At 66.7% G+C, this 1447-nt stretch carries 1 protein-coding gene and 2 pseudogenes; all 3 read left to right on the forward strand.

Annotated features, from left to right (window positions below; genetic code table 11):
• Nucleotides 1-641 (forward strand): annotated as a pseudogene (locus JCM9942_RS15805) (flagellum-specific ATP synthase FliI); the annotation flags it as partial.
• On the forward strand, nt 638-1090 hold the full coding sequence (gene fliJ, locus JCM9942_RS15810; protein WP_054660815.1) for a flagellar export protein FliJ: 453 nt from the start codon (nt 638-640) through the stop codon (nt 1088-1090). The pseudogene JCM9942_RS15805 and the gene fliJ, both read left to right, overlap by 4 nt.
• 135 nt (nt 1091-1225) lie before the next feature.
• A pseudogene (locus tag JCM9942_RS19705) lies at nt 1226-1447 on the forward strand (hypothetical protein); the annotation flags it as partial.

Here is a 1447-nt window from a genome sequence, read left to right on the forward strand (position 1 = left end):
TGCACGGCGCCTACCGTGCCACCGCGATTGCCGAATGGTTCCGTGACCAGGGTTTGAATGTATTGCTGCTGATGGATTCGCTGACCCGCTTCGCCCAGGCCCAGCGCGAGATCGGCCTTTCCGTGGGCGAGCCGCCGACCACCCGCGGCTATCCGCCGTCGGTATTTGCCAAGCTGCCGGCGCTGGTCGAACGCGCCGGCAATGGCGCCAAAGGCCGCGGTTCGATCACCGCGTTCTACACCGTGCTGACCGAAGGCGACGATCCGCAGGATCCGATCGCCGATGCCGCCCGCGCCATCCTTGACGGCCACATCCTGCTTTCGCGGCGGGTCGCCGACAGCGGCCTTTATCCGGCCATCGATGTCGAATCCTCGATCAGCCGTGTGGTCCAGGACATCGCCGATGACACTTGGCGGGCGCGCATCCGCAAGCTCAAACGGCTGGTGGCGGCCTATTCGGCCAACCGCGACCTGATCGCCATCGGTGCCTACCAGCGCGGCAACGATCCGGTCACCGACGAGGCGCTGGCACGCTGGCCGGAGATCATGGAATTCCTCGGCCAGGACGTGCACAACGCCGCCGATCTGGGCCACAGCCTGGATGCATTGCAACAGTTGGTAGATAGCGAGAAATCCGCATGAGTCCGTCCCGTCGTCTCGACCCGCTGCTGCGCCATGCGCAGGACCGCGAAGATGAAGTGGCCAAGGCACTGGCCGAGCGCCAGAAAACCCTGGAAATGCACCAGTCGCGCCTGTCCGAACTGCGCCAGTACGCCGATGAATATGCCAATGCGCAGATGGCCGCGACCAGTGCCTCGCAACTGATGAACCGGCGCGCGTTCCTGGACCGGCTGGACAACGCGGTACAGACACAGAGCAAGACCGTGGACAGCAACCGCGAGCATGTCGATGCCGAACGCGCACGCCTGCTGCTGGCCTCGCGCGACAAGCAGGTGCTCGAACAGCTGGCCGCCAGCTACCGGGCGCAGGAAAAGCAGGTCGCCGAACGTCGCGACCAGCGCGAGATGGACGATCTGGGGGCACGCCGCGCGCGCCTGGCAAAGCGTACCGACGACGGAGAACCGGCATGAGCATGCTGTCGATCAGCAGCGCACCGGCCTCGTCTCCCACCAGGGACACGACCGGCGCCCTCTCCGGCAGCCGCGCGGACAGCAAACAGGCGACCGGTTTCGACGCACTGCTGACGGCCGCGCCCGCGCCGGCCGGTGCCGACAACGCCTGCGCCGCCGACACCCCCTGCAGCGCGTCAGGATTCCGGCACCAGCACCGAATCCGAGGACGAAATCCAGGAAGAAGACGCGTCAGGCAATACCAATGTCGAAAAACCGGCACCGGCGGCGCCTGATGACAGCCAGGACGCCCCCTGGCCACCACTGGGGCTGTCCGGCCTGATCCCGGTGCCGCTGGAACCGGTACCGCCGCCAGCG

It is taken from the genome of Stenotrophomonas pictorum JCM 9942 (genome assembly GCF_001310775.1).
Taxonomy (GTDB): Bacteria; Pseudomonadota; Gammaproteobacteria; order Xanthomonadales; family Xanthomonadaceae; genus Stenotrophomonas; species Stenotrophomonas pictorum.